The 11,499-nt window shown below is 58.9% G+C and carries 8 protein-coding genes and 2 pseudogenes; 3 read left to right on the forward strand and 7 right to left on the reverse strand.

Going from position 1 to position 11,499, the window contains the following annotated elements; all coding sequences use genetic code 11:
* On the reverse strand, positions 1-270 hold a 270-nt coding region (locus tag ACVW0B_RS13455; RefSeq protein WP_457491922.1), incomplete at its 3' end, for a helix-turn-helix domain-containing protein.
* A 13-nt stretch (positions 271-283) separates the two neighbouring features.
* Between ACVW0B_RS13455 and ACVW0B_RS13460 the strand changes: the two are divergent.
* Positions 284-403 (forward strand): annotated as a pseudogene (locus ACVW0B_RS13460) (IS200/IS605 family transposase); the annotation flags it as partial.
* Between the two features lie 211 nt (positions 404-614).
* On the opposite strand, the gene rpsD reads toward ACVW0B_RS13460, so the two are convergent.
* The 3 genes from rpsD to ACVW0B_RS13475 form a co-directional block, all read right to left on the reverse strand.
* Positions 615-1,226, reverse strand: coding sequence for a 30S ribosomal protein S4 (gene rpsD / locus ACVW0B_RS13465; RefSeq protein WP_011432724.1), 612 nt, complete (start codon positions 1,224-1,226; stop codon positions 615-617).
* Between the two features lie 176 nt (positions 1,227-1,402).
* Complete coding sequence (gene gmd / locus ACVW0B_RS13470; RefSeq protein ID WP_414344822.1) at positions 1,403-2,539, reverse strand: GDP-mannose 4,6-dehydratase; 1,137 nt, start codon at positions 2,537-2,539, stop codon at positions 1,403-1,405.
* Positions 2,540-2,671: 132 nt separating this feature from the next.
* Positions 2,672-4,054 (reverse strand): nicotinate phosphoribosyltransferase, encoded by a 1,383-nt coding sequence (locus ACVW0B_RS13475; RefSeq protein ID WP_011432726.1) that lies wholly within the window; start codon positions 4,052-4,054, stop codon positions 2,672-2,674.
* 306 nt (positions 4,055-4,360) lie between these two features.
* Here ACVW0B_RS13475 and ACVW0B_RS13480 point away from each other — a divergent pair, with 306 nt between their 5' ends.
* Entirely contained in the window at positions 4,361-5,422 is a 1,062-nt protein-coding gene (locus tag ACVW0B_RS13480) for an isochorismatase (protein ID WP_457491923.1), read from the forward strand.
* Positions 5,423-5,863: 441 nt separating this feature from the next.
* On the forward strand, positions 5,864-7,213 hold the full coding sequence (locus tag ACVW0B_RS13485; protein WP_457491924.1) for an ATP phosphoribosyltransferase regulatory subunit: 1,350 nt from the start codon (positions 5,864-5,866) through the stop codon (positions 7,211-7,213).
* Here ACVW0B_RS13485 and ACVW0B_RS13490 read toward each other — a convergent pair.
* The 3 genes and pseudogenes from ACVW0B_RS13490 to ACVW0B_RS13500 all read right to left on the reverse strand — a co-directional run.
* Positions 7,197-8,252, reverse strand: a complete 1,056-nt coding sequence (locus ACVW0B_RS13490) for a DNA polymerase III subunit delta' (RefSeq protein ID WP_457491925.1) — start codon at positions 8,250-8,252, stop codon at positions 7,197-7,199. The genes ACVW0B_RS13485 and ACVW0B_RS13490 overlap by 17 nt on opposite strands.
* Positions 8,253-8,255: 3 nt before the next feature.
* Complete coding sequence (locus ACVW0B_RS13495; protein WP_457491926.1) at positions 8,256-10,604, reverse strand: hypothetical protein; 2,349 nt, start codon at positions 10,602-10,604, stop codon at positions 8,256-8,258.
* A 320-nt stretch (positions 10,605-10,924) separates the two neighbouring features.
* Positions 10,925-11,394: pseudogene (locus ACVW0B_RS13500) on the reverse strand (transposase); the annotation flags it as partial.
* Positions 11,395-11,499: the final 105 nt, after the last annotated feature.

Here is an 11,499-nt window from a genome sequence, read left to right on the forward strand (position 1 = left end):
GACTTGCGAATGGATGGCTCTGTACTGCGGAAACAGGGCTTTCGTCTTCACCAAGTCCCGTTTTTGGGAGTAGAAATCGGGCTTGTCTTTCAGCTTGGGCAAATGACAGACTAGGGGACAAGCATTGATGTCACAGCGATTGTGTTCCCACCACGCAAAGCGCTCTGCCAAGCGGTAGTTGTACTGCTTCCGTAACAAGTCTAGCCACTCGCTCATCAAAGCAATCTGGCTGGGCGTAGGTCGCAAACGGTACTGGTAAGCAGTTCTCATTGAGGCAAGGGTAATCTACTGGAATGAATCCTACCCTATTGCTTCATGCGGTGGGGTTACCGTCTCGGTTTTAGGCCAGTCCATTGAAAACCAAAGTGTCCCCGCCTTTCATCCCGACCCTCACCCTGGATAGTGGTGAGTGGATAGTGACTAGCCACTAGTCACTAACAGAGGGCAGGGCTTCCCGGCGGTCTAGCTAACGCTACGCATCGCCAACAGGAGCGATGAGCAGGGGAAACGCTACAAAAAACAAACCGTGAAAAATCCCCCGGCCTCAAGGGTGAGGAGAACGTCAAACTGCCCAAAATTCCCCTGCAATTTGCAATGGCCACAAAAGGGGATCCCTAGAGCTTGCGGGAATAGAACTCAACCACCAAAAGCTCGTTGACCGGGGCGCAAATTTGCTCGCGGGGGGGCAATTCCTTGATGCGTCCGCGCAGCTTTTCTTTGTCAAACTCCAGGTAGTCCGGCAAAAACAACCCCGGATACTCCGCGTAGGCGGCCACCAGCTTGCGGGAAGATTCCTTGTTTTTTACTGTAATCACATCCCCCACTTTGCAGCCATAGCTGGGAATGGTTACCTTTTGGCCGTTAACCTCTATGTGGCCGTGGCTCACGAGCTGCCGAGCTGCCGGAATGGTTGGAGCCATGCCCAGACGAAACACGATGCAATCCAACCGCATTTCCAGCATTTGCAGCAAGGCCAAACCGGTGGATCCCTTGGAGCGCCGTGCCTTGCGCATGTAGCGGATCATCTGCCGCTCGCTCAGCCCGTAGTTGAAGCGCACCTTCTGCTTTTCTTCTAAGCGAATGGCATATTCGGATTTTTTCTTGCGCTCGGCGCCATGCATACCGGGCGGGTTGGTATTTTTGGGGCGCTTGCGCGTCAAGCCGGGCAGATCAAGTCCCCCGAAGCGACGAATAATTTTTAGGCGGGGGCCTGTGTAGCGGGACATGGGGGCATTTCTCCGAAATCAGCAAACAAAGTCAGCAAGAGATGGTCAGCTGGGGAGCAAGAGGACGAGGCACCAAAAGAATCGGCGATCTACTATATTAAGCGTTTAGTTCCTGCTTTGGACAAGGGGTCAAGGCGGTCTTTTGGGATCCCGTCTCCACCGTTCTAACTGTCTTGTCAGTCGTAGTGAACCCCCAGCTGAGTGCGGATGAAAGCGCGATCTTCGCTAAGCAAGCCGTTGAGGGTGCGCCGTTCCCCCAAGATGGGATCCGGATCCAGGCCGATGGCTTCCAAGTCGGCCAGCACCATCAGCTCCACCAACTGCGGGAAGCTCACCTTGGGCTCCCATCCTAGGACTCGCTTGGCTTTTGAAGCATCCCCCAACAGCAGATCCACCTCGGTTGGGCGGTAGTAGCGGGGATCGATCTCGATCAACACTTGGTCTTTGTACAACCCCTGTTCGGCTTGGCCGGAACCTTTCCAGGTAATCGGCAGGCCCACCAGCGCGAAGGCCCGTTCCACAAACTCGCGCACAGTGTGGGTTTCCCCGGTAGCCAGCACATAGTCATCCGGCTGGGGTTGTTGGAGCATCATCCACATCCCCTCGACGTAGTCTTTGGCGTAGCCCCAGTCCCGCTTGGCATCCAGGTTGCCCAGGTAGAGCTTGTCCTGTTTGCCGGCCACAATGCGGCTGACGGCGCGGGTGATCTTGCGGGTTACAAAGGTTTCCCCTCGCCGTGGGCTTTCGTGGTTGAACAAGATACCGTTGCAGGCGAAGAGGTTGTAGGCTTCGCGGTAGTTGACCGTCTGCCAGTAGCCGTACACCTTGGCACAGGCATAGGGGCTGCGCGGGTAGAAGGGGGTGGTTTCCTTTTGCGGGATCTCTTGCACTAGGCCGAACATCTCCGAGGAGCCTGCCTGGTAAAACTTCACCCGGATCCCGGTGCGCTGCTGGTAGTCGCGGATGGCCTCTAGAAGACGCAGCGTGCCCATGGCCACTGCATCGACGGTGTATTCCGGCGCATCAAAGCTCACCCGCACGTGGGATTGGGCCCCCAGGTTGTACACTTCCGTCGGCTGCACCTGTTCCAAAATCCTGCGCAGGGTGGTGCCATCCGTGAGATCCCCGTAGTGGAGAAACAGCCTGGCCTGGGGGTTGTGGGCATCCACGTAGATGTGGTCGATGCGGTCGGTGTTGAAGGTGCTGGCGCGGCGGATGATGCCGTGAACTTCGTAGTTTTTCTTCAACAACAGCTCGGCCAGATAGGAGCCATCCTGTCCGGTGATGCCGGTAATTAGGGCACGTTGGGTCATAGAGCTGGGGGCAAAGACTAGGAAAACACCAAAAATCAAAATGGCCTGAGGCTCAAGTCCAATGGCAAAACTCAAACCTCAAAGCGGAGACCTTGAAGCTAGAACATTATAGTGCAGCGGGACTCCTTCTCCTCAGGCAGGGCCCGCCGAGGCACATTCCTGGCCAAGGGTGTGGTCTTTCAACCGTTGCAAAGCGGCAGTCAGGGCTGTGGGCCAGGGATCCGGCTGGCGCAGTTGTCGCACTCCCTGGGGCAGGCACAGCACAGAGGCGCGGCTGGTGCGGGCAATGGCTTCCAGATCCGGCAAGGGATCCAGCAGCAGCCCTTTTTCCATAACTTTGCGCAAGAGCGGTTCGTAGCCAGGAGGCGGGGGCTCGTCAGCATGGCCCAACAAGTCTCCTTCAGGGCCGCGAAAGATCTGCTTGCGACCGGGAAGGGTGGCTTTGGCAAAGGAAGCTTTGGCCACCGGGATCCCATTGATTTCCACCAATTTGTACACCCCGTTTACGCCTTCTCCAGTTACCAGGCGGGTGCCCACCCCATAACCGCTGATGGGGGCTTGGGAGCGATGCAGGCGCTCGATCTCGTATTCGTCCAAATCCCCACTGACGAACACCGGGGCGCCTTGAGGCAAAATTTGTTTCACCCGGCGAGAGAGATCTTCCAAATCTCCCGAGTCGATGCGCACCCCGCCGATTTCCCCCTGGGATCCCAGTTGATCTGGGCTTCTGGCCGCAAAGAGCTGGGCTGCTGTGCGCGCCCCTTGGATGGGATCGTAGGTATCGATTAGAAGCGCAGCTTGGGGAAAGTAGCGCCGAAAGGATTGAAAGGCGCGGGTTTCGTCTCCCGAGAGAGCAGCAATGGCCATCACTAGGGAATGGGCCATGGTTCCTGCCGGCTTGCGCCCCAATTTCAGGGCTGCCAAGACGTTGGAGGTGGCATTGAACCCTGCCGCCAGAGCCGCCCGGGCTGCCCACAGCCCCGCCTGGGGACCAAAAGCTCGCCGGGTGCCGAACTCCAACAAAATGGCCTCATCCCCTGCTGCATCTCGCATACGGGCCGCCTTGGTGGCGATCAGGGTCTGGTAGTTAAAGGTGGACAGCAAGTAAGTTTCCACCAGTTGGGCTTGCCAGAGGGGGGCTTCCACCCGCAACAGGGGCTGGTTGGCGAAAATGGCGGTTCCTTCCGGCACCGCCCACACATCCCCCTCAAATCGGCAGCGGGCCAGCAGCTCCCAAAAGCGCTCCGGCGCATCGGCGAAAATGCCCGTTTCCCGCAGCGCTCGCAAAGCCTCGGGGGCGAAGCTCAGTTGCTGCAGATAGTCCACTGCCTGGGTGAGCCCCATGGCGATTAGGTAGCCATAGTCGGTGGGCAGCCGCCGCACAAACAGCTCAAAGGCAGCGGGCTGAGACTCTAGCCCTTCCCCCACGTAGCAGGCGGCCATGGTGAACTGGTACAGGTCGGTTAGCAGGCCATAGTCTTGGGGCCGCAACGACGAGAAATCAGGGCTCAACATGAAAAACCTCGGGGCAGAAGCCAGTGGGGAACGGCGGGATCGAGCAGAGGGCTGTTGCGAAGGTTATAGTGAAACTTACCATAAGTAAGGCTGCTTGTAGGGATCCACCAGAAGCATCACAACCCCAAAAAACCCTAAAAATCGGCCTCGACAAGACACCAAACCCAAACTCAGCCAGAAATACAGGCGGCCATCTGGACAAAATCTTGCCCCCAACTTATAGTGAAACCAACCATAAGTGTTACCCGTCCAACTCTATCGAGCGGGTGCAAGCCTGGTCAATCCAGCCCCCACCGGAAGAACGCCATGAATACCACTCTACAGGAGCTAACTGTTAAGGCTCCAGCGGGCCTTCCCCCCCACTTTGATCCGGAGCGGGTGGGAGAGATTTGGCGCGTGCCCTACCAACAGCGGGCAGCAGAAGCCGAGCTCTGGGCCAAGGAGCAAGGGATCCCGCCGGCAGAGGCGGATCGGGTGCGGGTGGGCTTGCTGCTCATTGATGTGCAGAACACCTTTTGCATTCCCGGCTTTGAGTTGTTTGTGGCCGGTTCCGGCGGATTGGGAGCGGTGGAAGATAATCGCCGGCTTTGTCAGTTCATCTACCGCAATTTGGCCTGCATCACCCAGATTGTTGCCACCCTCGACACCCACACGGCCATGCAGATCTTCCACCCCGTCTTTTGGGTGGACGCGCAGGGAGCCCATCCTGAGCCGGCCACGGCCATTTCGGCAGCCGATATCCGCTGCGGGCGGTGGCGGGTGAACCCGGCTGTAGCCGCCAGCCTGACCCAAGGGGATCTAACCCGGTTGCAGGTCTACGCTCTGCACTACGCCGAGCAGTTGGAGCAGGGGGGGAAATATCCCCTCATCGTCTGGCCCTACCACTCCATGCTGGGGGGGATCGGCCATGCCTTGGTGCCGGCGGTGGAGGAGGCGATTTTCTTTCACGGCATGGCCCGCCTTAGCCAGCCCAGCCTGCAGCTCAAGGGAGCCAATCCCTTGACGGAAAATTATTCCGTGCTTAGCCCGGAGGTTTTGACTGGGCCGGAAGGGGATCCCATCGACGAGAAAAATGAGCCTCTTATCCGCCACCTGCTGCAGTTTGATGCGCTGATCGTGGCTGGCCAAGCCAAAAGCCATTGCGTGGCCTGGACGGTGAGTGACCTGCTGCAGGAAATCCAAGCCACGGATCCCAGCTTGGCCAAGAAAGTTTATCTTCTGGAGGACTGCACCTCGGCGGTGGTGATCCCCGGCGTTGTGGATTTCAGCAAACAGGCGGAGGCCGCCTTCGCCCGCTTTGCGGAAGCAGGAATGCACCGAGTGCGCTCCACGGATCCCATCTGGGAGTGGCCTGAGTTTCCGCTCTGAAAGACTTATACAACACCGAGCAAAAGCGGACTTTCGCGCAGGTTGATGCTTTCTTTTTGCTTCCACGACCCATGGCCAGTGGTAGAGCTCACCTCTACCACCCCGCCAAAGGGATCTCCACAGGCGCGACTTCCCCGCAAGCTGCAGGTAGTTGCTCCTCGCTCTGAAAGAGCACACAGGCTGAAGGTGGAGCAAACTTTAGCCTAGGCGAAATGCCTACAAAAAATGTGCCAGCCAGCTCACCGGTTTGGCCAATCCACGTCAAGCTGCTATCGCCCAGACCAACAACGTCTGTCGGAAGGTTCGTCAGCGAGGTTGAGCATTGTGCTGCAAGCTAACCGATAGCCCGGTAAATCGAGGACTAGAGGGAAGCCCAAAGATCCCGGTCGATCTCCCTTCCAAGTGGTAGGATGCGGCAGGACAGCCTGTCGGAGTTGCCCTGTGTACAATCGCGTTAGCGGTGCGGAGCACTCTCGCGTTAGCGGTGCGGAGCACTCTCGCGTCAGCGGTGCGGAGCGCCCTGAAGCCAGTTCTACCGTCTCCAGCAGCCTGCGCCCCCCCAGCGGTGCCCGGGATCTCCTGCCGCGGGAAGTACAACGGCGGGAGAAGCTGGAGGCTCAGCTGACCCGGGTTTTCCGACGCTACGGCTACCAGCGCATCATCACTCCCACCCTAGAGCGGCTGGAAACGCTGCTGGCGGGGGGATCCATCCGCGCTGAGTCGGTGCTGCAACTGCGGGATGGCGAAGGGACGATGCTGGGGCTGCGCCCCGAGTTCACTGCTTCCATTGTGCGGGCGGCAGCCACCCGTCTAGCCGGTGGGCCTTTGCCGTTGCGGCTCTACTACCACGGCAGCGTTTTTCGCAACAGCCGGCGGGAGGAGGGATCCTACAGTAGCCAGGAGTTTTTTCAGTCCGGAGTGGAGCTGATCGGGGCAGGGGGATGGCTGGCAGATGCCGAGATTCTGCTGCTGCTGGCCGATTGCATTCGCTCGATCGGCATCTCTTCTTGTGTAAACGGGACGGAGGCCGCCTGGACGCTGCTGCTGGGAGATGTCAGCCTCACCGAGAGTTTGCTCAGCGCCGTTGCCCCCACGGCCCAAGCGGCAGTGCGCCGTGCCATTGCCCAGCTCGACTACGTTTACCTGGAATCGGCCCCTCTGCCAGAAGCCGCCCGCCAAATTGGCTTGCAGATTCTGGGGCTGCGGGGACAGCCCGGCCAAGTTCTTTCTGACCTGGCTCAGTTGCCTGTGCCGCCTGAGCGGCTGCGGGATCTGCGGCAGCTCTGCCAGGTGCTGGAGGAACATGGGGTGCGGGTGGTGCTGGATCTGAGCTTGTTGCAAACCCTGGCCTACTACACCGGCATCGTTTTTCAGGCGGTGGCAGGCGGGGAGATCATTGCTCTGGGGGGACGCTACGACCGGCTGCATGCTCTCTACAGCCCTCAGCAGGTCGAACAGCCGGGGATTGGCTTTACCCTTCTGCCGGATACGCTGCTGCGGCTCTTGCCCCCCGACCCCAAAACCGAGGAGATGGGCTGCAAACGGTTGGTGGTGCCCCTGGTGCCGGCAGGGATCCCGGCGGCGCTGGCCTTGGCCGCCCGCTGGCGAGAAGAGTGCTATGCCTACGGCACCCTAACGGGAACCGCACCGCTGACGCGAATGGAGTCAGTGGAGCTGGAATTGCTGGATCGGGCCCCTGAAGAGATCGAAGCCTATGCCCGCCAATGTCGGATCCCGGAGATCGCCTGGGTACAAGCCGACGGCAGCTACCACATCACCCACCCGGGCTAATGCTGGCAAGGTTGACCTCCCAACAGAGACGGGGCTGCACCAGTTGCAACAGGTGTTGGCGAATGCGTTCCAACTGCCGGATGGCGCTCTGCACCCCTGGCGCAAACGGCTGACGGGATCCCTGCGCCCAAAAATGCTGCTGCAAATAATCGATCAGCCACAGTTGTGCCGGCAGCTCCAAACTGGCCACCGCTCTGCCCAATTCCAATGCCTGCTGGAGAGAAGAGTGCCAGGGCCAACGTTTGAGTTCCTCAAGGAGCGACGGCGGGATCTGCTGCAGGTGCTGGTGGGCCAGCAAGGCCAGGCCGGGGCTGCCCTGGGCCAAGGCAATCAGCTCGGATCGAGGGATCCCTGCCAGATCTGGGCAACCCAACCCACTCAGCACCCGGTCGACCTCTTCTGGGCTGAGGCGGCGAAAAGGCACCATCTGGCAGCGGGACAACAGCGTCGGCAACAGCGAGGCCGCCTGGGGGGCGATGAGTATAATATGGGCTGGGCCTGGCTCCTCCAGGGTTTTCAACAAAGCATTGGCAGCGCTTTCCGCCAAGGTTTCGGCTCCCTCCAGCACCACCACCGCTCCCGATAGCGGGGCGGAGCCCTTTCGCTGGGCTCGAATCGGCTTGCGGGCACAGAAGCGGGATACCCCCTGCACCTGCTCCAGGCGAATTTGGGGCGGCGAGCGCCGTTGCAAGGTTTGCGCCTCCGGGGAGTCTGCCGCAATTAGGCGGCCTTGGTGCAGGTAGGTGGGGCTGACCCAGTGGAGATTGGGATGGTTGCCCGCCAGCAGCCAACGGCAGTGGGAGCACTTGCCGCAAGGGATCCCGGAGCTGGATTCGCACAAGAGGGCCTGGGCAAACCAACGGGCCATCAGCTTCCGCCCCACCCCTTGGGGGCCCAGGAAGCAGTAGCTGGAAGTCACCCGCCCCTTCTCCAGGGCCGCCACAAGCAGTCGTGCCGCCATCTCCTGCCCGACAATGTGCTGTGGAGGCAAGACCTTCATCCGCTTGACGGTCTCGGCGCTCGGACGGAGTTCTGGCATATCTCAGCATCCGCTGGCAGAAGCTGGCAGGAAATGTTTGCGAAAATACTGCAGCGTCTCCGGTCGCAATAACCCCCGCTCCACCAAGGGATCCCCCCAGTGGGGCGAAGATTCATCCATCGGCGGCAAGGACTCCAGCACTTCAGCAGCCAACAAGTCGGCAGCCTTGAGGAACTCTCCCACCGTGCGGCACCCCGACAAACGGGCAGAATACCCCCCATCCGCAAAGAACTTGATCGTGGTTGCCTTCAGGCCGGTACACTCGCCAATGACCGCGGTCAGCTTGCCCCCCGACTGTTGCCAGCGGCTGAGGATGTCTTGGATCTGGGGCCGATCCAGCAAGCCCGCTGCCTGCAAGTTTTGGAACAGATGCCTGGCCCAGGGGGTGAGTTCCGCCAGCAAAGGATCCGTCGGCGTGTCCTCAGGATTGGCGGGAAGCTCCCCGGCATCGGTCGCAGGTTCCTCCAGTCTCCTCGTAAGGACTGTGTTTCGCTCACGCGAACGTGCTGGCTCATCTTTGGCGGTTGAACCAGAGAAGTTGGCTGCTCTCAACTGGGCTTGGGCTGCTTCGGCGATCAGCTTTTGCTGTTCGTAACTCACCTGCAGCAGACGGTTGCGATTCTGCTCAATCTTGAGATTCTCTTGCAGGGACTCCAGGCTCTGCCGATAGGCCGCCAGCAGCTCTCGCGCGTCTCGCAGTTCCACCGTCAAGTTGGCCTGCTGCTGTTGAAGGGCGCTGAGGCGGGATCCCGTGGTTTTCAGTTGTTGTTGAGCTTGCTCCAAGGCTTCTTGGCGGGCTTGCAGGGATCCCTCCAGTTGGACAATGCGCTGGTCGGCCTCGGCCCGTTCTGCCCTGAGCTGGTGGATCAGGGCTTGGCTCTGCTGCAGTTGCTCCTCCAGTTGGGCAAGGTGCGCTTCGTAGTCACGGTTGGCTGCCATCAGCTGTGCTATTTCCGCTTGCAGTTGTTGTAGCTGCGCCTGTAAGCTTTCCACCTGCTCTGGGGGAACATAGCCGGAAAGCCGCGCCATTTGGGCCTCGTGCTCTTGCTGTAGCTGGGCGTAGCGCTCTTGCCACATCTGCAAAGCGGCCCTCAGCTCCGCAATCTGTTGCTCCAAGGCGGCAACCTGCTCTGGCCAGAAGGAATCCAGATGCCGGGATGGGGCAGCTTCTGGCTCTGCAGCTTGCTGGGCAAGTTGGGCCTGCAGCTGATCCCGCCCCGACCGGAGCTGCTGGAGCGCCGCTTCCAATTGAGCGCGTAGGTCAGCCACAACGCTGCTGGGCACCGAGTCCAACTGGCGTTTCTGCAGAATCTGGATTTGCTCTTGCAACTGCTCCAATTCCGACTGATAGCAATCTTGCTGGGTTTGCAACTGCCGCTGCGCCCTTTGCTCAGCAGCGCGGGCAAGAGCCAGCTCCGTTTCCAGCCTTTGCAGTTGTTCCCGCCAAACCCGCAAATCCTGCTGCAACGTTGCCTGGTGCTGGAGCTCTGCTTGTTGGAGACGGATGGTGGCTTCCAGTTTTTGAATGCGCTGCTGATACTGGTTTTGAAAATCGGCAATCTGCTGGTTCATGTTGGCCAGGATCCGATCCCATTCCTGTTCCTGGAGCTCGATTTGTAGCCGCAAGGCTTCCACTTGCTTGCGGTAGTCAGCCAAGGTGGCCGGTTGAGGCTCATCGGCAAAGGGATCCGAGGCTGCCGCGGCTAATGTTCCAGGGATGGAATCTCCCCCAGCCGCAGATTCAAGACTCGGCGGCTGAACCGTACTCTCTCTCCTGGCCTCTTCGGGTGCAGGCCAATCCTGAGCTGGGTCTTCTCGGCCAGGAATTGTCGATCTTCGGGGGATAGGCTGAACCTCGGGTACGGGATCCTTAGCCAAAAAAGGCTGCAGTGCTTCCCACGCATTGGGGGAAGCCATCCGTTGCAGTTGCACCTGAACATCCAAGGCGCGATCCAAAATGGCTGGCTGTACCCAGCCTTTCCAGGTGAGAATCTCCCCCAATTTCCGCCCGTAGCGACGCTGTTGGGCCAGAGCAACCCGCAACTGCTCAAAATCCAAGTGGCCCAGTGCCACCAAAATCTCTCCCAGAGAAAGGGACTGGCTGGGCAGGAAGCGGTAGAGAGCGGCTGGGGTGAGCCAGCCGTGCTCGAGACACACTTCTCCCAACTTGAGGTGGTTTTGCTGTTGCTCTCGCAGGGCCTGAGCCAACTGGGATTGGGAAATTAGCCCTGCCCGCAGCAGACGCTGTCCCAGCGGCAAGCTCGACTCAGCCTCACCGTCAGCAGCACCCCGCCCCTCCAGAAAGGGGAATGGGGTAGAGCCACTCTGGGAGGAAGAGGAGCGCGGAGGCATCAATAAAGTTCCCAGTTTAGGACTGTGTTGTTACTGTACTTTAGCTTATCGCCCCTCAGGATAAAGCACAAAGAGATGCCAACGCCACATTGACCAGAAAACTGGGTTACAAGCCCCGCCCTTTATGACGGCTTCTTGATACAGTAACTGCGAACTCCGCCAGCTTGTTCGCCTGCGGCGGCACTGAGTGCTTCGTGGTGCAGTACCTCTTACTAGAGGGACATTAGAGGGACAAAGTATCTGGGAGTCTCTTCCCAGTAATTAGGGCGGCGGCATCCCTCTTCGTGCATAGGGATGGAGCAGTACAGCCTGTTAAGGAATCAAGGGGCACAGTAGCAACACCTAGCAAACCAACTTCGGAAGCAGAATGGATTGATGAGTAGTCAAGAGGTCTCTGCTATCTGCTCCATCCCATACTTCCCGGCTCTGGAAAACTGCCGGATAAAAGGCTTCAATACCGACCACATCCTCTCAATCGGATTCAACTCTGGTGCATACACAGGCAGGTCTATGATCCGCGCACCTGTTCCTTGAATCAAACCCTCCACTTCCGAACTCTAATCACCACCTTCCGCGCATCCAGTTCCGGACATGAGTCACTTTGCAAAAACTCCAGAAAATTGCTCTTCCGCATTCCACCCTTGATAACACAACAGCCTACTGCCTCTCTCCAGGAAATAGCTTCAATAATCTTATGTTTTTTCCCTTTGCATCTCTGACGGTAACTGTAAGCTCTTTGACTGCGTAAACTCCGAGATACCCCTCCGTTCCATTGCCTCTCACACCCTTGTCTGGTCTAGAATACAGCCTGTTAAGGGCTCAAGGGGTACAATAGCAGCACTTAGCAAACCAACTTCGGAAGGAGGATGGATTGATCAGTAGTAAAGAAGTCTTC

It is taken from the genome of Thermostichus sp. MS-CIW-23 (assembly GCF_054059455.1).